At 57.7% G+C, this 19,629-nt stretch carries 20 protein-coding genes, 1 tRNA gene and 1 riboswitch; of the genes, 14 read left to right on the forward strand and 7 right to left on the reverse strand.

All coding sequences use genetic code 11. From position 1 onward, the window contains the following. Nucleotides 1-476 precede the first annotated feature (476 nt). On the forward strand, nt 477-1,133 hold the full coding sequence (locus RMS95_RS04320; protein WP_310643902.1) for a hypothetical protein: 657 nt from the start codon (nt 477-479) through the stop codon (nt 1,131-1,133). Nucleotides 1,134-1,582: 449 nt separating this feature from the next. On the opposite strand, the gene RMS95_RS04325 is transcribed toward RMS95_RS04320, so the two are convergent. The 6 genes from RMS95_RS04325 to cysS all read right to left on the reverse strand — a co-directional run bounded on the left by RMS95_RS04325 (nt 1,583) and on the right by cysS (nt 6,955). Further along, nucleotides 1,583-1,675: transfer RNA gene (locus RMS95_RS04325), tRNA-Ser, on the reverse strand. Between the two features lie 25 nt (nt 1,676-1,700). After that, entirely contained in the window at nt 1,701-2,969 is a 1,269-nt protein-coding gene (locus RMS95_RS04330; protein ID WP_310643904.1) for an aspartate kinase, read from the reverse strand. Between the two features lie 36 nt (nt 2,970-3,005). After that, nucleotides 3,006-3,974 (reverse strand): tRNA lysidine(34) synthetase TilS, encoded by a 969-nt coding sequence (gene tilS / locus RMS95_RS04335; protein WP_310643906.1) that lies wholly within the window; start codon nt 3,972-3,974, stop codon nt 3,006-3,008. Then, on the reverse strand, nt 3,937-4,914 hold the full coding sequence (locus tag RMS95_RS04340; protein ID WP_310643908.1) for an acetyl-CoA carboxylase carboxyltransferase subunit alpha: 978 nt from the start codon (nt 4,912-4,914) through the stop codon (nt 3,937-3,939). Before RMS95_RS04340 ends, tilS begins: the two co-directional genes overlap by 38 nt. A gap of 20 nt (nt 4,915-4,934) precedes the next feature. Further along, nucleotides 4,935-5,579 (reverse strand): DNA-3-methyladenine glycosylase 2 family protein, encoded by a 645-nt coding sequence (locus tag RMS95_RS04345; protein WP_310643910.1) that lies wholly within the window; start codon nt 5,577-5,579, stop codon nt 4,935-4,937. Between the two features lie 2 nt (nt 5,580-5,581). Next, nucleotides 5,582-6,955 carry a cysteine--tRNA ligase gene (gene cysS, locus RMS95_RS04350; protein ID WP_310643912.1) on the reverse strand — a complete coding sequence of 458 codons (1,374 nt, stop codon included), beginning with the start codon at nt 6,953-6,955 and terminating at the stop codon, nt 5,582-5,584. A gap of 102 nt (nt 6,956-7,057) precedes the next feature. Between cysS and RMS95_RS04355 the strand changes: the two genes are divergently transcribed. From RMS95_RS04355 to RMS95_RS04370, 4 genes are all read left to right on the forward strand, one after another. Next, nucleotides 7,058-7,690 (forward strand): tetratricopeptide repeat protein, encoded by a 633-nt coding sequence (locus RMS95_RS04355; protein ID WP_310643913.1) that lies wholly within the window; start codon nt 7,058-7,060, stop codon nt 7,688-7,690. Next, complete coding sequence (locus RMS95_RS04360; protein ID WP_310643915.1) at nt 7,687-8,292, forward strand: peptidylprolyl isomerase; 606 nt, start codon at nt 7,687-7,689, stop codon at nt 8,290-8,292. The genes RMS95_RS04355 and RMS95_RS04360 overlap by 4 nt, the downstream gene beginning before the upstream one ends. Before the next feature lie 42 nt (nt 8,293-8,334). Beyond that, nucleotides 8,335-8,841 carry a peptidylprolyl isomerase gene (locus RMS95_RS04365; RefSeq protein ID WP_310643917.1) on the forward strand — a complete coding sequence of 169 codons (507 nt, stop codon included), beginning with the start codon at nt 8,335-8,337 and terminating at the stop codon, nt 8,839-8,841. 75 nt (nt 8,842-8,916) lie between these two features. Further along, nucleotides 8,917-9,741, forward strand: coding sequence for a UDP-2,3-diacylglucosamine diphosphatase (locus tag RMS95_RS04370; protein WP_310643919.1), 825 nt, complete (start codon nt 8,917-8,919; stop codon nt 9,739-9,741). A gap of 82 nt (nt 9,742-9,823) precedes the next feature. On the opposite strand, the gene RMS95_RS04375 is transcribed toward RMS95_RS04370, so the two are convergent. Next, complete coding sequence (locus RMS95_RS04375) at nt 9,824-12,646, reverse strand: DUF349 domain-containing protein (RefSeq protein ID WP_310643920.1); 2,823 nt, start codon at nt 12,644-12,646, stop codon at nt 9,824-9,826. 82 nt (nt 12,647-12,728) lie between these two features. Here RMS95_RS04375 and RMS95_RS04380 point away from each other — a divergent pair, with 82 nt between their 5' ends. The 9 genes from RMS95_RS04380 (at nt 12,729) to ribD (ending at nt 19,613) form a co-directional block, all read left to right on the forward strand. Continuing rightward, nucleotides 12,729-13,574: a lytic transglycosylase domain-containing protein gene (locus RMS95_RS04380; RefSeq protein ID WP_310643922.1), complete on the forward strand. Its 846-nt coding sequence runs from the start codon at nt 12,729-12,731 to the stop codon at nt 13,572-13,574. Between the two features lie 3 nt (nt 13,575-13,577). Beyond that, nucleotides 13,578-13,706: riboswitch (ZMP/ZTP riboswitch) on the forward strand. Between the two features lie 27 nt (nt 13,707-13,733). Then, nucleotides 13,734-14,978 carry a serine hydroxymethyltransferase gene (gene glyA, locus RMS95_RS04385; RefSeq protein WP_310643924.1) on the forward strand — a complete coding sequence of 415 codons (1,245 nt, stop codon included), beginning with the start codon at nt 13,734-13,736 and terminating at the stop codon, nt 14,976-14,978. Nucleotides 14,979-15,001: 23 nt separating this feature from the next. Further along, complete coding sequence (nrdR, locus tag RMS95_RS04390) at nt 15,002-15,451, forward strand: transcriptional regulator NrdR (RefSeq protein ID WP_104800595.1); 450 nt, start codon at nt 15,002-15,004, stop codon at nt 15,449-15,451. Between the two features lie 53 nt (nt 15,452-15,504). Then, nucleotides 15,505-16,026, forward strand: a complete 522-nt coding sequence (locus RMS95_RS04395) for a prepilin-type N-terminal cleavage/methylation domain-containing protein (protein ID WP_310643926.1) — start codon at nt 15,505-15,507, stop codon at nt 16,024-16,026. Then, nucleotides 16,023-16,565, forward strand: a complete 543-nt coding sequence (pilV, locus tag RMS95_RS04400) for a type IV pilus modification protein PilV (protein WP_310643928.1) — start codon at nt 16,023-16,025, stop codon at nt 16,563-16,565. The genes RMS95_RS04395 and pilV overlap by 4 nt, the downstream gene beginning before the upstream one ends. 1 nt (nt 16,566) lies before the next feature. After that, nucleotides 16,567-17,313, forward strand: a complete 747-nt coding sequence (locus RMS95_RS04405) for a PilW family protein (RefSeq protein ID WP_310643930.1) — start codon at nt 16,567-16,569, stop codon at nt 17,311-17,313. Then, on the forward strand, nt 17,310-17,996 hold the full coding sequence (locus RMS95_RS04410) for a hypothetical protein (protein ID WP_310643932.1): 687 nt from the start codon (nt 17,310-17,312) through the stop codon (nt 17,994-17,996). Before RMS95_RS04405 ends, RMS95_RS04410 begins: the two co-directional genes overlap by 4 nt. Nucleotides 17,997-18,003: 7 nt before the next feature. Further along, the gene (locus RMS95_RS04415) at nt 18,004-18,465 is read left to right on the forward strand and encodes a type IV pilin protein (RefSeq protein ID WP_310643934.1); all 462 of its coding nucleotides are present in this window, start codon (nt 18,004-18,006) and stop codon (nt 18,463-18,465) included. Nucleotides 18,466-18,509: 44 nt separating this feature from the next. Further along, a complete protein-coding gene (ribD, locus tag RMS95_RS04420) occupies nt 18,510-19,613 on the forward strand; it encodes a bifunctional diaminohydroxyphosphoribosylaminopyrimidine deaminase/5-amino-6-(5-phosphoribosylamino)uracil reductase RibD (RefSeq protein ID WP_310643936.1) in 1,104 nt (367 codons plus the stop codon). Nucleotides 19,614-19,629: the final 16 nt, after the last annotated feature.

Below are 19,629 nucleotides of genomic sequence, written 5' to 3' on the forward strand. Positions count from 1 at the left end.
ATTTGGTATCGTTCTTCTCGGCTGAGGTGCTTGTACATTGGGCAATTTCGATTTGGCGGTTAAAGCGGCCATGATGCTCTCGCATCCTCAGCCACCTATAACCAGTTCATCTTTGTTGCACTTCGTCCTTGAATCCGCCGGGCTCAGCAGGTTAAAAATAGAGATTTATTTGGTTTTCAATTTATATTATTCATATGTGTAACTCTCGTATGTGTAAGACATATATGCAGACTAAAACTTAAATTGACCGTTTAAAGCCGTCAATTTATGTAATTAAGCTATCGTGCAATACTGACTCAATGTCAGTTTCTTCATGCCTTGTATAAGTATGCGCTATTCAATATCAACAAATCAAGTACTTTGCAACAAATTTTTTGATTGAGCTACATGCTTGTCCGTACCAAGATAAGGCCTTGTTGCATACTTCCAAGTGTATTGACTAAATTTATTTTTGTTCGGCATGGTGATTTGGATACATGCAACAGCCACTCTACAAGTACATACCCAAGCAATATCTGCAAGCATTCCTTTCACGTGGCAGCTTGAAGATAGGCACACTGCACGACTACAGAAAAACTGAATCCTATGGGGATGTCATCGGCGACAAAAATGAAGGCCTTCACAAGACAGAGTTGTTTTTGAAAGGTGGTGGCGAAATTGACCTAGCATCCAACTCACCAGAGTCTGAGTATTTTCGTAAACATGTATTACAGCCAGAACAGCGAGATGCCAAAGTCAAAATTATTCTCGAAGATGGTGCGCGCCTAATTGCACATAGCAATTCCCCAGATCTCTATATCTACTGCGTATCTTCAGAATACAGCCCAACTGTTATGAAGGAGTTCGGTTGCGATGCCTGCCTACAGATTTTTCGACCATATGAGTTCTTCGATGCAATCAGCAGAAAAATTCGCCATCAAGCCGTCTTTAACGGACTAGGACCCGTCACATATCTAAACAAAACGACCCATTACACACAACCGCATACTCTGCACCCTGCGGTGATGAGAGACCCAGAATATGAGTATCAGAAAGAATGGCGTTCTATTTGGGTTCCTAAAAAGACCAACAATCAGCCTCTCATCTTGAACGTTCCGAAGGCAATTCGCCACTGCCGAGCATACCCACCATAGCACTTGGGCAAAGACTTGGAACAAACAGCTTTCCTGATGAACTTAACTTTTGATCCGTTTTGCCGCTAAAGCCCTTGACCATACCGATCCATTCGTTAAAGAGCGATAAAAGCGGTCCATCGAATGAATGATGAACTTGTCACCCTCAAAGGTGTGTGAGTGTGTTGTAGCCATATAAGGTCTGACAAACGCATCAGGAAGTGCTGGGTACAGTGATCGCCATTGGCTGGTCCATCACCAAATGGATTGCCTTTTCGCCAACAATTTGCTTCACCAAGACAGATGCATCAAATCACACACCGATGAAACGCAATGTGGGCGTATGTTGTAATCTTATCTGTAGTGGTAATTTTTGCTCAGTTACGTGGTAACTAGTGAGGTAACCAGTATCTGTTACCCGAATGAAAAAGAAAAAAGCCGTTGATAAACAACGGCTTTTTAGGGTTTGCTGGCGGAAACGGAGGGATTCGAACCCTCGATGAGGCTCTACACCCCATACTCCCTTAGCAGGGGAGCACCTTCGGCCACTCGGTCACGTTTCCAGCAGAATTAGATTATAGCCTGAGCTTAGGCGCTTGGCTGATCCAAATCGAAAGCTTTGTGCAACGCGCGGACTGCGAGTTCCATGTATTTTTCGTCAATCACAACTGAGGTCTTGATTTCAGAAGTTGAGATCATTTGGATGTTGATGCCCTCTTCGCTCAGCGAGCGGAACATCTTGCTGGCCACACCCACATGGCTGCGCATGCCGATACCCACGATCGAAACTTTGCAGATCTTGGTGTCGCCTTGCACATCGCTCGCACCCAATGCAGGCAGCACTTTTTCTTTGAGCAAATCGGTGGTACGCGCGTAGTCGTTGCGGTGCACCGTGAAGCTGAAATCCGTTTTGCCATCTTTGCTGATGTTTTGGATGATCATGTCCACTTCGATGTTGGCGTCGGCCACAGCACCCAAGATTTGGTAGGCGATACCAGGTTTATCGGGCACGCCGACCACAGAAATTTTGGCTTCATCGCGGTTGAATGCGATGCCCGATACGATAGCTTGTTCCATTTTTTCGTCTTCCTCAAAGGTGATCAACGTGCCTGATTTGGCTTCTTCGTTGATGTCAATGTCCCACGCGGTGAAGCTGGACAACACGCGCAGCGGCACCTTGTATTTACCGGCAAATTCAACCGAACGAATTTGCAACACTTTGCTGCCCAAAGAGGCCATTTCCATCATTTCTTCGAAACTGACGGTTTGCAAACGGCGCGCTTCCGGCACCACACGCGGGTCGGTCGTGTACACGCCATCCACGTCGGTGTAAATCAAACACTCATTGGCTTTCAAGGCCGCAGCAACAGCCACGGCCGAGGTGTCTGAACCACCACGCCCCAAGGTCGTGATGTTGTCTTCATCGTCTTTGCCTTGGAAGCCCGTGATGATGACCACGCGACCCGCATCCAAATCGGCGCGCACGCGTGCATCGTCAATCGACTCAATGCGGGCTTTGGTGTAAGCGTTGTTGGTGCGAATGGGCACTTGCCAGCCAGCGTAGCTGACCGAAGGCTGGCCTTCGGCTTGCAGTGCAATGGCCAACAACGCAGACGACGCTTGCTCGCCCGTAGAGGCCAGCATGTCGAGTTCGCGGTTGTAAGCGGTATCGGCTTTCGACGGTGCCAGCTCTTTGGCCAAGGCCAACAAGCGATTGGTTTCACCGCTCATTGCGGAGGGGACGACCACCATTTGGTGACCAGCACGGGCCCATTTGGCCACGCGCTTGGCGACGTTGCGAATGCGCTCTGTTGAGCCCATCGAAGTGCCGCCGTATTTGTGAACGATCAATGCCATATTGCGTGGAAAAAGGGTTGTTATGTCAGGCAAAAGCTAAAGATTGTAGCAACGCAGCACCGCACCATCGCGGCGAACAAAGCCACGCCCCACCTTGATGTCAATCTGATGGCCACGCGTGGTGCATGCATGGACTTGCTGCAGCAGCGCTTGCATTTGCGCCGCACTGGCTTGGGTGCCTTCCCGCATCAGCCAATGACGCAACACATTCGACTGTCGCGCCTCGCTGAGTGCCTGCAGCGCGCGAATTGAAGGCGGATGCCCCACAGCTTGTAAATCTTGCTCGGCCAGCTCCGTCAACAGGACTTGCGCCTGCGCCGCATGACGGGCACTGCGCGCAAAAGTCTGGCGGAATGAGGGAAAGACTTGTTCCAGCACAGGCAGCACCTGCGCGCGGATGCGGTTACGGGTGAAACGGGTGTCGGCGTTGGTGGGGTCCTCCACCCAAGTTTGCCCAGCGTGCGTCAACGACAGGCGCAAAACTTGGCCAGGCACGTGCAACCAAGGACGGTGGTAAGTCACACCGCCACGCTCAGCAAGCGCGGGCATGCTGGCTAACCCCGGCAAGCCAGCTCCGCGTGACAAGGCCAACAACAAGGTTTCAGCTTGGTCATCCGCGTGTTGCGCCAGCACGATGTCTTTGATGTGCCCCCCCCAGTTCTGCTGCAACGCCTCGGTCAATGCGGCGTAGCGCGCTTGGCGCGCCGCGTTCTCGGGGCTTTCGCCTGCGGCATGAGCGGCATTCACACGCACCACCACCAACGGCACATTCAAGCGCTGGCAGAGCGCTTCACAATGTTGAACAAACCCTTCCGCTGCCGCCTGTAACCCATGGTGCACATGAATGGCGCGCACCCGACCCGGCCATCGGGTGGCACAGGCGAGCAACATGGCAGTGGAATCGGCCCCACCGCTGAGCGCAACGGCAAAGGGGCCTAAATGCTGGAGCGCGTCCAGCGAGGGGAAATCAGCGGGCGTCAGCTTTGGTGTCGGTGAACCGGCCATAGCTTTGCAAACGCTCGTAACGCTTGTCGAGCAACTCTTTGACCTTCATGTCGGTCACTTGGCGCCAAGCGTCATTCAAGCCACGCTTGAGTTGTGCGGCCATTTGCTTGGGATCGCGGTGTGCGCCGCCCACGGGTTCGTTGACGATTTTGTCGATCAAGCCCAACGCTTTCAGACGATGGGCGGTGATGCCCAAAGCCTCAGCCGCATCTTCGGCGCGGTCTGACGTTTTCCACAAAATCGACGCACAGCCTTCAGGGCTGATGACCGAGTACACCGAATACTGCAGCATCAACACTTGGTCGGCCACGCTGATGGCCAACGCGCCGCCCGAGCCGCCTTCACCAATGATGGTGGTGATGATCGGCACTTCGAGTTGGGCCATTTCAAAAATGTTGCGGCCAATCGCCTCGGACTGGCTACGCTCTTCGGCATCAATACCGGGGTAGGCGCCAGGGGTGTCCACGAAGGTGAACACGGGCAGCTTGAACTTCTCAGCCGTTTTCATCAAACGCAAGGCCTTGCGGTAGCCCTCGGGGCGGCTCATGCCAAAGTTACGCGCTGCGCGCTCTTTGGTATCGCGCCCTTTTTGATGGCCCAACACCATGCAGGCATTGCCATTGAAGCGGGCCAAGCCACCGACGATGCTCAAGTCATCGGCAAAGTGACGGTCGCCATGTAACTCCACAAAGTCCGTGAAGATGTCGTTGATGTAGTCCAGCGTGTAGGGACGCTCTGCGTGGCGCGCGATCTTGGTGATCTGCCAAGGCGTGAGGTCGCTATAAATGTCCTTGGTCAGCTGCAAGCTTTTCTTGCTGAGCTGCTCGATCTCCTGCGAGATGTCGACCGCCGACTCACTTTGCACATAGCGCAACTCGTCGATCTTGCCTTCAAGTTCGGCAATCGGTTGTTCAAAGTCGAGGAAAGTTTTCTTAGCCAAATTCAATACTCCTTAGCTGCTCAATATTCAACCGGCAGCGGATCTAGCGAGCGCCAAATATACCAAGTCGCCACGCTGCGGTACGGGGCCCACGCTGCGGCGACCTCGCGTGCTTCGTTGCGACTGACAGATTCGCCCGAAAAATAGTTGTGGCTGATGCCATTGATCAAACCCACATCATCCAGCGGCAGCACATTGGGCCGCATGAGGTGAAAGATCAAAAACATCTCAGCCGTCCAGCGGCCGATGCCGCGAATGGCCACCAGTTCATCAATGATGGCCTCATCGTCCATTTCGGACCATTTTTTAACGGGCAAGGCGCCATTGTCAAAGTGCAGCGCCAAGTCGACCAAATACTCCACCTTGCGCGCAGACAAACCTGCCGCCCGCATATCGTCCACCTTGAGCTTTAGCACGTTGGTGGGGGTGATCTTGCGAGGCAACAAGGCAAAGCGGTCCCACACGGTTTGAGCCGCCTTCACCGAGATTTGCTGACCCACGATGCTGCGCGCCAAGGTGACGAACGCATCGCCGCGTGACTGCAGCGAAGCCTCGCCAAACTGAGGAATGAGGCGCTTCATCACACGGTCTTTTTTGACCAAGTGCTTGCAAGCCTCTGCCCAATATTCAGGCGTGGCGATGGTAATTTTTTCGGTCACGGGCATGTTCAGCCACGCTCCCACGTTGTGCCTGTGGGCGAGTCTTTGAGCACAATGCCTTCGGCAGCTAACGCTTGACGAATGCGGTCAGCTTCTGCAAAGTTCTTGGCCGCTTTGGCGGCTGCACGGGCGGCAATTTGGGCTTGAATGGCGTCTTCGTCGACGCCAGCCCCCGCTTGAGCAAAGGCTTTCGGGTCGTCTTGCAACAAGCCCAACACGCCGCCCAAGGTTTTGAGCAAACCTGCCGTTTGCGTTGAACCCGTGCGATTGACCTCACCCGCGAGTTCAAACAACACGGCCACGGCTTCGGGCGTGCCAAAGTCCTCGTCCATCGCCGCTTTAAAGCGCGCCGCGTGCGGCTCGGCCCAGTCAATCGTCACGTCATCAGGCGTGACCGTGCCAAGGGCTGTGTAGAGGCGTTTCAATGCGCCACGCGCGTCATTCAAATGGACATCGCTGTAATTGAGCTGGCTGCGGTAGTGGCTGCGCACCACAAAGAAACGCACCGTCTCCGCGTCGAACTCTTGGAGCACATCACGGATGGTGAAGAAGTTGCCCAAGCTCTTGGACATTTTTTCGTTGTCCACGTTGATGAAGCCGTTGTGCATCCACACGCTGGCCATTGGCTTGCCATTGGCGCCTTCGCTTTGGGCAATTTCGTTTTCGTGATGGGGGAACTGCAAATCAGCGCCACCGCCGTGAATGTCAAAGCTTTGACCCAGCATTTCGCAACTCATGGCCGAGCACTCGATGTGCCAGCCGGGGCGGCCTGCGCCAAAGGGGCTGGCCCATTTCACTTCTTCGGGCTCGCTGGTCTTTGCTGATTTCCACAACACAAAGTCCAGTGGGTCTTGCTTGCCGTCGTCGACGGCCACACGCTCGCCTGCCTGCAACTCGTCCAGCGACTTGCCTGACAACTTGCCATAGCCTGGAAATTTGCGCACGGCGTAGTTCACATCGCCATTGCTGGCTTGGTAGGCCAAGCCTTTGTCTTGCAACGTACCGATCATCGAGAGCATTTGCGGCACGTAATCCATCGCACGGGGCTCGTGCGTGGGGCGTTCGATGCCCAAAGCATCAGCGTCTTGGTGCAGCGCGTCAATCATGCGGTCGGTCAGGCCGCGCACGGTTTCGCCGTTTTCCAGCGAGCGTTTGATGATCTTGTCATCAATGTCCGTGATGTTGCGCACATAGGTCACGCGGTAGCCACTGGCTTTGAGCCAACGCTGAACCACATCGAATGCCACCATCGAACGGGCGTGCCCCAAATGGCACAGGTCGTACACGGTCATGCCACACACATACATGCGGACGTGGCCAGGTTCGAGCGGCGAAAATTTCTCCAGCGCGCGCGTGAGCGTGTTGTGAATGCGAAGCGTCATGAGTGAGTCGTGAAAGGCCGCGCTTGAGGCGGACATGAGGGGTGTGACAGAGAGGTGCGATCTAGACCCTCTGTTTTACAATAGCAACAGTATACAAAGCACATGAAAAACCCTGCCTTCACTTTCAACACCACGCGCTCTCGGCTGTTTTTGCAGCGTTGGGTTGTAGGCTTCGTGCTCTGCGCGGGCCTCATGTGCGCAGCCAACTCGGCCATGGCCCAAACCAACGCCAGCCAAGATTGGCAGCCAGGGCAGCCCTCCGTTCCTCAAATGCAAAGCGATCCGCACGACAACGTGCGTCAGTTGCTGCGCCAAGCCAAGTACCCACAAGCCTTGGTGCTGGTCGACAACGCGCTGAAAACCAACCCCAACGACCCACAAATGCGGTTTTGGCAAGCCTTCCTCGTCGAGCAAATGGGGCAAGCCTCCGTGGCATTGCCTCTCTACCTCAGCCTCACGCAAGACTACCCAGAGTTGGCCGAGCCCCACAACAATTTAGGCGTGCTCTACGCGGCCCAAGGTGACTACGCCCGCGCCAAAGTCGCCATTGAAGCCGCCCTGCGCGCCAACCCCAACTACGCCGCAGCCCATGAAAACATGGGTGATTTGATGGTGCAAATGGCACGTCAATCGTACGAACGTGCCCTAAGACTTGAGCCTGCGCACCGCGCACCCGCCAAGAAAATTGAAGCTCTCCAACCCGCACTTGCACTCACCCAAGGCTCTACACCATGACACTTTCGAGCATCTCTCGTCGCGCCCTCTGCGCTTTCAGTTTGGCCGTCTGCAGCTTAGCGACGCCTTTGGCCATGGCACAAGACGCGACCAAAGCACCCCAAGTGAAATTCGTCACCAACGCGGGCGAGTTTGTGGTCGAGGTCTACCCAGACAAAGCCCCGAAAACTGCAGAAAACTTTTTGCAATACGTGCGTGACAAACATTATGACGGCACCATTTTTCACCGCGTGATTGGCAACTTCATGGTCCAAGGCGGCGGCTTTGACACCCGCTACATGGAGCGCCCCAGCCGTGCACCCGTGATGCACGAAGGCCGTGAAGCCCTCGCCAAAGGGGGGCCACGTAACACCGTGGGCACCCTCGCCATGGCGCGCACCAACGCCCCACATTCAGCCACCGCGCAATTCTTCATCAACGTGGTGGACAACGGTTTTCTAGACCCCACCCCCCAGCAATGGGGCTACACCGTCTTTGGTCGGGTGGTCTCAGGTATGGATGTGGTCAACCGCATCAAAGCCACGCCGACAGGCTCTGGCGGCCCCTTCCCCTCTGACGTGCCACGCACGCCCATCGTTATCCAATCGGCCACCTTGCTTTAAACACGCACAGACGCCACTTTTTTCATCTTCAGGAAACACACCATGAGCAACCCACAAGTCGAACTGCACATCTTGGACCACGGCGTCATCACCATCGAACTCGATGCCGAAAAAGCCCCCAAATGCACCGAGAACTTTTTGAGCTATGTGAACAAAGGTCACTACGACAAAACCATTTTTCACCGCGTTATTCCCGGTTTCATGGTGCAAGGTGGCGGTTTTGAGCCCGGCATGACCCAAAAGCCATGCGACGAACCTATCGAGAACGAAGCCAACAACGGCCTCAAAAACAACCACTACACCCTCGCCATGGCGCGCACGTCTGACCCTCACTCAGCCACCGCCCAGTTCTTCATCAACGTGGCAGACAACGACTTCTTGAACCACAAAGCGCCAAGCCAACAAGGCTGGGGTTACGCAGTGTTCGGCAAAGTTATCAGCGGTAACGACGTGGTTGACAAAATTGCAGCCGTCAAAACGGGCCGTAAAGGCTTCCATGACGACGTGCCAAAAGAAGACGTGGTCATCGAAAAAGCTGTTGCGCTTTAAGCCGCCCTGCTTCGCTCCCACTGGCCTGAAGTCACACTGCTCAACGCTCAACGCTGATTTCAGAGCCCACGATTCATGCCAAATTCACTGCCTCTGCTGGATCTGCCTGTAGCCTGCGTGCAAGCCCCCCAGCACTGGCAGCGCATTGACTTCATCTCAGACCTGCATTTAGACGCGAATGAGCCCGCCACCTTTGAGGCCTGGGCCCAGCACATGGCGCACACCCCCGCAGACGCCCTCTTCATCTTGGGCGATTTGTTTGAGGTCTGGATCGGCGATGACAACCAAGACCCCTTTGCCCTGCAATGCATGGACGTGCTCAAGCGCACAACGCAACGCATGCCTGTGTATTTCATGTGCGGCAACCGCGATTTTTTGGTGGGTGAAGCCCTGCTCAAAGCCACGGGCATGCAAGGCTTGAGTGATCCCACGATCTTGAACATCGACACCATCGATCACACGCACCCCGCCCTGCGGCTTTTGCTCAGCCATGGTGACAGCCTGTGTTTGGACGATCGCGACTACCTCGCTTTCCGGGCTCAAGTGCGTCAAGCGACGTGGCAGCAACAATTTTTAGCCCAACCGCTGGCAGAACGCCAAGCCTTTGCACGCCATGTGCGCGAGCAAAGCGAAGCCCGCAAGACCACGCACACCGACTATGCCGATGTCGACCACCCCGCCGCACGCGCATGGCTGCAAGCAACGCAAGCCTCGGATTTTTTACATGGCCACACCCACAAGCCCGCCATCCACGACTTGGGAGACGGCCTGACGCGCTGGGTGCTCAGCGACTGGCATGCCGATGCCAAGCCCCCCCGCTTGGAAGTTCTGAGTTGGTTGCGTGGCCAAGAAAAAAGCCCCACGAGGGGGCTTTGTCGATTGCCGCTGAGCCACTCTTAAGGAGCCCACGGCTTTTTTCGATTTGAGGCTTGACCTAGAAAAGTAGCCTCAAAAGAACGGTCTCGGACCGTCCCCTTCACACTCAACGCTTGAGCAACACCTTCAACGCCGATTGCAAACGACGCGCAGCGGCCTCGTCATAAGCACCCGCCAAAACGTGTGCGGCATCAGCCGCCCATGTCATTTGAGGCGAGGGATCGTTGCGACGGGTCAACATTTGCAATTGCAAGGCACGACGTGCGTCCATTTGCGCAGCAGGCGTCGGCAATTCAGCCGCCACTTCCAAACGCAGCAAAGGCGTGACCGTGTCCGCTTTGGGATCACTCGACAAAGCCTGCGCCCATTGCGTGCGTTGCGCGGGCGTGAGCTTGGAGCCAATCGCTTGTGCCGCAGGCAACTGGCTGGCATCGCGTTTTTCCCAAGCGTGCATCAATTGTGTGAGCACTTCGCCGTGTGCTTGGGCAGCCAAACGACGCAACGCGTCTTGTGCAGACTCCAACGCAAAGCGCTGTGCACGGAACGCCGCATCGCCCAAACGTGGACCGCGTGGGGCAAACGCATCACGACCGTCACGTGAAGGACGAGCTGCGCCGTCACGGTCACGACCAAAACCGGCACCTTTATCACCGGCACGGTCGCCAAACTTGCCGCCACCGGGCTTGCCATCACGGCCGCGTCCAACGGGGGCCACTTCGGTGCGTTTTTGACCTGGGCGGTCATCACCACGCACCGCCACCACAGGACGTGGTGCAGCTTTGGGCGCGGGGGCTGGTGTTACAGCGGTTGCTGACTCCGGAGCTTCAGAGGAAGGCTCGGCGCCGACCTCGGGAGCGGCGGACGTATCGGCTGATGCATCGCTGGCCTCTGGGACCAAAGATGCTTCAGCAGGCAGCACGTCCGATGATTCAGCAGGCTTTGCTGCGTCCGCGGCAGGGGCGGGAGTCGCAGCAGCTACCACGGGTGCAGGCATTTCGCCACGCGCAATTTGCTCCAGCGCTTGCATGGCTGAGCGAATTTGCGCGCCGTCGCCTTTGGCGATGGCCGACTCCAGCGCCTTGGACGCGTCGATCACGGCTTTGTCATGCGGTGTCAACGCAGTTTGGGTCTGTTCACGCGACGATGTTTTGCGGGCAAACGCCTCGTCAATCGGCTGGCGGAAGGCGTCCCACAGTTTTTGTTCTTGTTTACGGTCCAACACCACGGTGTGGGCCTCTTCTTGCCAACGCTGTTGCAAGGCTTTGACCGCATCAATGCGCAAGGTGGGCGCAGCACCCAACTCTTGGGCTTCGGCAATCAAGGCATGGCGACGGGCCAAGCTGGCTTTTTGCACCGCTTCTAAAGGCTCATGGGCCGCGTGAATGACCGCTTTCCATGTCGGTTGCAACTCGGCAAACATCTTTTCGCTCAGATGGCCGCTGTCGCGCCAGCGTTGTGCGAATTGGTGCAATTGACGCGCCACGCCTTTCCAATCAGGGCCTTGTGCATGCTCAGCCGACCACGCTTTGACTTCTTCAATCAGGGCCAAACGCTGGGCTTTGTGCGCTGCAGTTTGTGCGCGGGCTTCCTTGAGCCACACATCGACCACTTCGTGCGCACGGTTACAAGCGGCGTCAAAGCGCTTCCACAACGCGGGGTTGGGCGCTGCTTCTTTGTCGATCTTTTTCCATTGGTCGCGCAGGTTGCGCAAAGCTTCTTGCAACTTGCGGCCGCCCATGGCAGGCACACGCGCTTCAGCCGCTGGCGCAGCTTGGGCGGATTTGGCATCAGCAGGTGCCGCAGCGACTTCAGCGACTGGGGCCGATTGTTGTGCGACGTCAGCAGGTGCCACCACTTCAGGGGTTGCGACAGCCTCAGGTGCAGTTTCGGCCACAGGTGCCACGACTTCGGCCGCGATAGCAGGCTCGGTGTCAGCAGCCAGTGCGGCCGTGGTCGTGGTCGTGGTCGTGGTCGTGGTCGTATCCGCAACCACACGCGGCTTCTTAGGTGCAGCAGCAGGTTTAAACAAGGCTTCGGCTTGGAGCACCAACTCCATGCGCTTTTGGTCCACCACGGCTTTGTCGGCGGTAGGCTTGACCTTGCGGGTCACGTCCAAGCCACCAACGGCAGGGGCTTTGGGCGCAGGCGCTGCTTTTTGGGGCAACACTTCGCCACGGGCCACACGCACTTGATCGGCCCAAGCAGGCACGGCGGGCAACGGTGCAGCGGCGTCTGCGGCGGCGGCTTCGGTCAAGGTCAACGCGGCGCTAAAGGCGGTCCACACCGCTTGCACTTGTTGCGCACTGGTTTGCAAAGCGGGGGCAAATTTGGCATCCACGCTGGGCCATTGGGCATCGGCGGCCAAGGCTTGGGCTTGGGCATTCCAACGGTCTAAATCGGCTTGCAGGCCATCGCGCAGGGCCAAGGCGTCTTGCCAAGGCTTGGTGGAGAGCACTTCAATGCGCTGCGCCAACAGCACAGCGGCTTCACGCTGCACTTGGGTTTGGTGCTGCAAATCTTCAATGGCTTTGACGCGTTCGGCCAAAGAAGTCTTCAAACCGGCCAAGGGTTCACGCGACAAAGGCGCACCGGCTTTGGCGGCGTCACGTTGCCAACCCATGGCATCGGCCAAGTTGATGCGGGCCGCATCGCGCAAGGCCTCGCCTTTGGTGGCCCACTCCACAATCAGGGCGTCTTGATCTTTGGTGCGACGCAGCTCATCGAGCTTTTCGCGCAACACTTTGGCCGCGCCCTTGTCTTTGCTGCTCATTTCGTTAAAAACGGCTTGCAATTGCTCCAGCGTGGGTTGGCCAGCCAGCCAGTCGCGCAGGCGTGCCGTGCGGTCTCCCGAGTTAGAAGCGGTGAAGGCGCCGCCCGTCAAAACGTCAAGGGCAGCTAGGTCGAGGGGTTTCGCAGAAGAATCAGTCACAAGTAGAGCTCACAGTAAATTAGCAGTGATTGTCGCCTAGGCTTTAAAATTTTCATTCTCCTGACTTTATAAATTTGCACTAATGACCCTGGTTGCCACATTCACGCGAGGATTGCGCACGTTTGCATCCGACGTGGCCCAAGGCTTTTTTGCCATCACCCACAACGGCATGGCCGTGGTGGGCCTGTCTTTGTTCTTCTTCGTGGTGGCCATGACGGTGCGTCCCGATTTGCGCGCCATCACCGAGACCAAGCTGATTGGCTGGTTGCAGGAACGCCAGTACGATGCCACTGGCTTGGCCTCCGACGTCGATGCGGTCGACCGTGCCACCGCCACCGACCCCCGAGATTTACCCAAGCAACAAGCCAATTTGGCCTATTGGCTGAGCCGCAAATACCGCGTGGCCCCCGAGCCCGTGAGCGCTCTGGTCAGCGAAGCCTACGACTTGGGGCCCCGCAATGACATCGACCCGACGCTGATTTTGGCGGTCATGGCCGTCGAATCGAGCTTCAACCCCTTCGCGCAAAGCAATGTGGGCGCCCAAGGCCTGATGCAAGTGATGACCAAGGTGCACGCCGAGAAATACCAAAGCTTTGGCGGCGCCATGGCCGCTTTTGATCCCGTCGCCAACCTTCGCGTCGGTGTGAACGTGCTCAAAGAATGCATCACCCGCGCGGGCAGCGTGGACGGTGGCCTGCGGCTTTATGTGGGCGCAGGCAATACCAAAGACGACAGCGGTTACGCCGCCAAAGTTGTGGCCGAGCATGGGCGCTTGCTGCAAGTCGCCAAGGGCGTCAAAGTGCCCACCACCCCACCGCCAGCAACCGCTGCCGAAGCGGCCACGGCCCGTTTGGAGAGTTTGTGGGAGAAAGCCCAGCGTCTGACGCCATTCGGCAAAGAGCCCAAAGACGAAGAAGATCCACGGTAAACTCTGACCGCGCGCAACTGGCGATAGGCGTAGGGGGCTTAGCCCTTGACCGCTGACGTGGATGTATGACCACTGGGAAGCGCGCAGCCTCTTTGATGAAGAGGTGTTTTGCCGTTCGCCTGGGCAGCCATTACTCCACCTTTTTCTAGGACTGCCAGTATGTACAACCGCAACATCTTGATCGAACACACCGACCCCGAAGTTTGGGCCGCCATTCAAGCCGAAAACGCTCGCCAAGAGCACCACATTGAACTGATCGCCAGCGAAAACTACGCCTCCCCCGCCGTCATGCAAGCCCAAGGCTCGCAACTGACCAACAAATACGCCGAGGGCTACCCTGGCAAGCGCTACTACGGTGGCTGTGAATTCGTCGACGTGGCTGAGCAACTCGCCATCGACCGCATCAAAAAAATCTTCGGTGCAGACGCTGCCAACGTGCAACCCCATTGCGGCGCATCGGCCAACGAAGCGGTGTTCCTCGCTTTCTTGAAGCCCGGCGACACCATCATGGGCATGAGCTTGGCCGAAGGTGGTCACTTGACCCACGGCATGGCCCTGAACATGTCTGGCAAATGGTTCAACGTCGTGTCTTACGGCTTGGACAGCAAAGAAGCCATCGACTACGAAGCGATGGAAGCCAAAGCCCGCGAACACAAACCCAAGTTGATCGTGGCGGGTGCATCGGCCTACAGCTTGCACATCGACTGGGCACGCTTTGCCAAGATCGCCAAAGAAGTTGGCGCGATCTTCATGGTCGACATGGCCCACTACGCGGGCTTGATCGCCGCAGGCCAATACCCCAACCCCGTGCCTCACGCTGACGTCGTGACATCGACCACCCACAAGAGTTTGCGCGGCCCACGTGGCGGCATCATCTTGATGAAGGCAGAGCACGAAAAAGCCATCAACAGCGCCATCTTCCCTGGCCTGCAAGGCGGCCCGTTGATGCACGTCATCGCAGCCAAGGCCGTGGCGTTCAAAGAAGCCATGCAGCCTGAGTTCCAAGCGTACCAAGCCCAAGTGGTGAAAAACGCCAAGATCGTGGCTGAGACTTTGACAGCGCGCGGCCTGCGCATCGTCAGCGGCGGCACACAAAGCCACGTGATGTTGGTGGACCTGCGCTCGAAGAAGATCACCGGCAAAGAAGCCGAAGCCGCCTTGGGCGCGGCCCACATGACGATCAACAAGAACGCCATCCCCAACGACCCAGAAAAACCATTCGTCACCAGCGGTGTGCGCATTGGCACACCCGCGATGACCACCCGTGGTTTCAAGGACGAAGAAGCGCGCATCACCGCCAACTTGATCGCTGACGTGTTGGACAATCCACACGACGAGGCCAACATTGCGGCAGTGCGTGCCAAGGTGCATGCCTTGACCAGCCGCTTCCCGGTCTACAAGTGATCGACGCCACGGACTGCTGATTTATGAAATGTCCTTTCTGCGGCCACTTGGAAACCCAAGTGGTCGAGACGCGCATCTCAGAAGACGCAACATCCGTGCGTCGTCGTCGGCAGTGTGGCGCTTGTGACAAGCGCTACACCACCTACGAGCGGCCCGATGTGAGCTTTCCGAACATTGTCAAAAAAGACGGTCGACGCATCGAGTATCAACGCCAAAAGCTGCTCGACTCCATGAGCTTGGCCTTGCGCAAACGCCCCGTCAGCACCGAACAGGTGGACAACGCGATTGAGCACATCGAAGAAAAGCTGCTCAGCTCGGGTCAGCGCGAACTGCCCACCACCCGCATCGGCGAGTTGGTGATGCGCGAGTTGAAAAAACTCGACAAAGTGGCCTACATCCGCTTTGCCAGCGTCTACCGCAGCTTCGAGGACATCGACGACTTCAAGAGTTTGGTGGACGAAGTTCGCACGTAGTTTTCGAGTTGTAACAAAGCGTCGCCCAAACTCAGAGGCCTAGCATTTGCGACATGCAAACGCTGGGCTTTTCTGTTTTCAGAGCATCTAACCCGCAAGGCTTCACGCTCGTGGAGTTGCTGGTTTGCCTTGGGCTAATGGGCGTACTTGCGGCCTTCGCTGCCCCGAATTGGCTCCGATTTCAAGAACGTGCCCGCATCGAAGCCACCCGCGACCAATTGGTCAACGACCTGCAAAACGCACGCTTGCGCGCCCTGCAACTCGGCCAAACCTTGGAGCTGTCGCGACTGAACGACTGCACATGGGCCACCTCGGCAGGCGCTGATTGGGGCTGCGGTTGGCAGCTGAGCACCAAAGCCGACAAACAGACCCTGCTCACCACGCCGTTGCACACGGCGCTCAGCGTGACGTTCGCCAAATCTGATCCCCTCGAGATCAGCCTGCGCGGCGATTTAGGCACCGTGGGCGATCGCTGGGTGATCAAATCGCGCCAAACAGGGCTGACTGCGGCGAACACCGTGTGCCTCAACAGCGCCAGCCGGATTCGTTGGGTGACGGGGGAGAGTTGCAGTTGAATTCTCCATGTCCAGCACGCAGCAGCCAACGCACAGGTTCGAATCAGCAACGCGGCTTTGCCTTGCTGGAAGCCTTGATGGCACTGTTGCTGCTCGCCTCAGGCGTGTTGTCTTTGTTGTGGATGCACCAACAAGCCTTGGCCTTACAACGCCAGCAAACCCTGCGTGCCGTCGCGATGGGACTGGCGGACGATTTGGCCGAGCGCATGCAGCTCAACGCCCCTCGCAGTGCCGACTACGCCAAGACGTGGGGCACCTCCGCGCTAGGCACAGGCAAGCCGCCTGACTGCACCGCTCAACCCTGCTTACGCACCGAACTTGCCCAGTGGGACATGCAGCAACTGCAACAAACCCTACAAAGTCAACTGCCCGATGGCGACGCTGCCGTGTTCACCCTCACCGATGCTCCCGGCTGGTGGGGCATCGTGCTCGCGTGGCGCGACGACCGCATGACCTACCGCACCGACAGCGCTTCGGGAACCCCCGTTTGCCCCGACAACAAAAGTTGTTGGCGCCTGTTTTTTCGTCCGGCGGTGTGAGATGCGCGGCCCACCCAACGCCTACGGCTACACCCTGCCCGAGTTGCTGATTGGCCTGTCTTTGGGATTGATGGTGATCGCAGCAGCCACCGCAGCCTACGGCGTGAGCCGACAAACGTGGGCCACGATGTCCGCCATTGATGCCGTTCACGCCAATGCCCGCATGGCCTTGCGCAAAGTCCGCGAACATGCACACATCGCGGGCGCAGCCTACCTCGACCGAACGGCCTCGCCTGCGACCAAACTCTCTGCCGCCTACAGCCCCGACCAACCCGATTTGCAAGGCGTGAACGGCAACAAAGCCGAAGAACGCGTCGCACTGGGCCATTGGCGCCTGGTGAACGAGCGCGACTGCCAAGGCAACAAAGTCGACACGACCCCCACCATCCGAAACGATTTCAAACTCAACACCAACAAAGAACTGACCTGCAAAGACCTCACCCCCACCAGCAGCACCTACCAAGCCCTGGCCGAAGGCGTAGAAGACTTTCAAGTGCGCTACGCCCAAGGCGATCCCATCGCCCAAACTTTGCAGTGGAAAACAGCCGACCAAGTCAGCGCCATGTCGCAAGTGCTGGCCATCGAGGTCTGCTTGCGCTTGGCGAGCATCAACACGGTCAACAACCTAGGCACCGGCAACACGACCAGCCCAGGGTGCTCGGGCGAAACGGTGACCGCCGATGGTCGCTTGCGACGGGTGTTTCGCCGTGTCATCACCTTGCGCAATCGCGATGGACGCATGCCATGAGACAAGCCCCCCCCTGCGACAAGGGCTTGGCTCTGCCCACGGTGATGGTCATGCTCGCACTGGCCAGTGTCAGCACGCTGCTGGCGTGGCGTCATTTGTGGGTCAACGAGGTACTGCTGAAAACCGAAGCCGATCAACTGCGCACCCAACACAAAGCGCAAGCCGTGCTGCCCTTGGCAGTGCAAGACATCGTGGGCAGCGCCAGCGCAGCAAGCGCCCCCAGCATGCCCGACCTGCGTCACACCCCAGGCGACAACACGCAAACGCACCCGTTCTTTCCGACCACCTTGGCTGAGCGCGACCTGTTGCGCCAACGCTTGGGCAACGACGTCTGTCGAGCGGGTATTTGCGCGGTCACGCCACCGCTACCCGACAAAGCAGACCCCTTCTCGCTGCCCACCACTTGGAAAAGCATGACCGCATCGGCCATGCCCGTCAGCGCCAGCGACACGCCCTACGGTGCTGAAACGGCTTGGTACTGGGTCGACATTCAGCCTGACTCAACCCAAATTCCCGCAGCGGCGAGCGCCAACAGCACGCCACCCTTTATTTACCGCATCACCGTCTTGGCCAATGGCCTACTGCCCAGCAGCAGCAGCACCGTACTGCAAACCCTGTGGACACGTGCCAGCCTGAGCGACACCCGCGGACAACGCCACAGCTGGCGCATCTTGCAAGACTAAGAACCTGATGAGCCACCCCCACAGCGCCAAAAGCAGGGCGAATTGCGCCCATCAAAGCGCCATACCATCCGACGCTCAGCAAGGTTTCACCCTGCTGGAACTGACCGTCGCCCTCGCCTGCACAGCCATCCTCACCAGTTTGGCGTGGCCCAATTACCAAGCCCTGATGCAACGCAACCAACGGGCCCAAGCCCGAACGGCATTGCTGCAAGCCGCCCATGGGCTAGAGCGCGCCGCCAGTGCCAACGGCAACTACCCCGCGCCTGCCGATGTGCCTGCGAGCGTTTTGCAGCTCGACGGCGGCAGCTACAAACTCAGTCTCATCAGCACCACCCAAACCTACACCCTCAGTGCCGCGCCACTCGGACCTCAAAACGCAGACGTCTGTGGCACCTTGACGCTCAACCACCTTGGCGCTCGCGGCGTGCAAAACGCCAGCCAAACGGCGGCCCTCTGTTGGGGCAAATAAAGCACAGCAAAAGCACCAAGTCATGGGCCATTGATAATTGACCTATGCCTTTTTCTGCACCAGACACCGTCTTCATGCGCCAAGCCTTGGCCCTGGCCCGTGAAGCACTTTTCCTCACCTCACCTAACCCTCGCGTGGGCTGCGTCATCGTCAGCCCCCAAGGCGTGGTGCTGGGCAGCGGCCACACGCAGCGCGCTGGCGAAGCGCATGCCGAAGTGATGGCCTTGCGTGATGCGCAAACCAAAGGCCAGACCGTCACAGGCGCCACGGCCTATGTGACGCTAGAGCCCTGTAGCCACCAAGGCCGCACCGGCCCCTGCTGCGATGCCCTCATCCAAGCGGGGCTGACACGCGTGGTGGTGGCCGCAGGCGACCCCAACCCGCAAGTGGCGGGTCAAGGCATCGCACGTTTGCGTGCGGCAGGTGTTGAGGTGGAAGTGGGTTTGCTCGAGGATGAAGCTCATGAGCTCAACATCGGGTTTTTCAAGCGCATGACACAAGGCACCCCATGGGTGCGCCTCAAAATCGCCGCCTCACTGGATGGTCAAACCGCGCTCGAAAACGGTGTCAGCCAATGGATCACCGCCGAACCTGCCCGCCAAGATGGTCACGCGTGGCGAGCCCGCGCCTGCGCCGCCCTGACCGGCATTGGCACCGTGCTCGAAGACGACCCGCAGCTCGATGTGCGCGCCGTACCCACCCCACGTCAGCCCACACTGGTGGTGATGGACAGCAAACTCGAAACCCCGCTCGCCGCCAAGCTGTTTGCTCCCCAGCGCCCCGTTTGGATTTATTGCGCCATCGACCTGCCAGAACGACGCGCGGCCCTCGAAGCCCAAGGCGCACAGGTGATTTGCCTGCCCAACCCCCAAGGCAAAGTCGACCTCGCGGCCATGTTGAAAGATTTGGGATCTAGGCAAATCAACGAAGTTCACGTCGAAGCGGGTCACAAACTCAACGGCTCGCTGCTGCGGGCGGACTTGGTGGACGAATTTTTGGTCTACCTCGCCCCCCAACTCATCGGCCAAGGGCGTGGCATGACCAACCTCGGCCCGCTCACCCAATTGAGCGATGCCAAACCCCTTCACTTTCACGAAGTGACACAAATCGGGCCTGATTTACGGATATTGGCCCGACCTGCGCGGTAAGCCGCGCGTAAACCTG

Origin of the sequence: Limnohabitans sp., assembly GCF_031539175.1 — a bacterium.
Lineage (GTDB): Bacteria > Pseudomonadota > Gammaproteobacteria > Burkholderiales > Burkholderiaceae_C > Limnohabitans.

Excerpts from the sequence above, each read along its gene's own strand:
- tilS (WP_310643906.1), bottom strand. The coding sequence starts at position 3,974 with ATGGCCGGTTCACCGACACCAAAGCTGACGCCCGCTGATTTCCCCTCG.
- glyA (WP_310643924.1), top strand. The coding sequence starts at position 13,734 with ATGTACAACCGCAACATCTTGATCGAACACACCGACCCCGAAGTTTGG.
- RMS95_RS04405 (WP_310643930.1), top strand. The coding sequence starts at position 16,567 with ATGCGCGGCCCACCCAACGCCTACGGCTACACCCTGCCCGAGTTGCTG.
- RMS95_RS04395 (WP_310643926.1), top strand. The coding sequence starts at position 15,505 with ATGCAAACGCTGGGCTTTTCTGTTTTCAGAGCATCTAACCCGCAAGGC.
- nrdR (WP_104800595.1), top strand. The coding sequence starts at position 15,002 with ATGAAATGTCCTTTCTGCGGCCACTTGGAAACCCAAGTGGTCGAGACG.
- RMS95_RS04380 (WP_310643922.1), top strand. The coding sequence starts at position 12,729 with ATGACCCTGGTTGCCACATTCACGCGAGGATTGCGCACGTTTGCATCC.
- RMS95_RS04360 (WP_310643915.1), top strand. The coding sequence starts at position 7,687 with ATGACACTTTCGAGCATCTCTCGTCGCGCCCTCTGCGCTTTCAGTTTG.
- RMS95_RS04370 (WP_310643919.1), top strand. The coding sequence starts at position 8,917 with ATGCCAAATTCACTGCCTCTGCTGGATCTGCCTGTAGCCTGCGTGCAA.
- ribD (WP_310643936.1), top strand. The coding sequence starts at position 18,510 with ATGCCTTTTTCTGCACCAGACACCGTCTTCATGCGCCAAGCCTTGGCC.
- RMS95_RS04365 (WP_310643917.1), top strand. The coding sequence starts at position 8,335 with ATGAGCAACCCACAAGTCGAACTGCACATCTTGGACCACGGCGTCATC.
- RMS95_RS04410 (WP_310643932.1), top strand. The coding sequence starts at position 17,310 with ATGAGACAAGCCCCCCCCTGCGACAAGGGCTTGGCTCTGCCCACGGTG.
- cysS (WP_310643912.1), bottom strand. The coding sequence starts at position 6,955 with ATGACGCTTCGCATTCACAACACGCTCACGCGCGCGCTGGAGAAATTT.
- RMS95_RS04415 (WP_310643934.1), top strand. The coding sequence starts at position 18,004 with ATGAGCCACCCCCACAGCGCCAAAAGCAGGGCGAATTGCGCCCATCAA.
- RMS95_RS04330 (WP_310643904.1), bottom strand. The coding sequence starts at position 2,969 with ATGGCATTGATCGTTCACAAATACGGCGGCACTTCGATGGGCTCAACA.
- RMS95_RS04355 (WP_310643913.1), top strand. The coding sequence starts at position 7,058 with ATGAAAAACCCTGCCTTCACTTTCAACACCACGCGCTCTCGGCTGTTT.
- RMS95_RS04345 (WP_310643910.1), bottom strand. The coding sequence starts at position 5,579 with ATGCCCGTGACCGAAAAAATTACCATCGCCACGCCTGAATATTGGGCA.
- RMS95_RS04320 (WP_310643902.1), top strand. The coding sequence starts at position 477 with ATGCAACAGCCACTCTACAAGTACATACCCAAGCAATATCTGCAAGCA.